At 49.4% G+C, this 231-nt stretch carries 1 protein-coding gene; it reads left to right on the forward strand.

Features of this window, described 5'->3' with window-relative positions; genetic code table 11:
• A partial coding sequence (locus HMPREF0693_RS18300) for an arginine N-succinyltransferase (RefSeq protein WP_036932535.1) occupies positions 1-231 on the forward strand: 231 nt, incomplete at both ends.

Below are 231 nucleotides of genomic sequence, written 5' to 3' on the forward strand. Positions count from 1 at the left end.
GTTTATGGCGGCTTTTCGCGACAAGTTTAATGACAAAGTGGTTGCTGAAATGCGCGGGGTGATTGACGAACACGGCTATTCACCGTTCTGGCAAAGCCTCGGTAAACGCTTCTTTTCGATGGATTTTAGCCGCGCCGATTTTCTCTGCGGCACCGGGCAAAAGGCATTTATTGCAGAACTGATGCCGAAACATCCGATCTATACCCACTTTTTTATCCCCAGGAAGCCCAG

The sequence above is a fragment of the Proteus mirabilis ATCC 29906 genome, from assembly GCF_000160755.1.
Classification (GTDB): Bacteria; Pseudomonadota; Gammaproteobacteria; order Enterobacterales; family Enterobacteriaceae; genus Proteus; species Proteus mirabilis.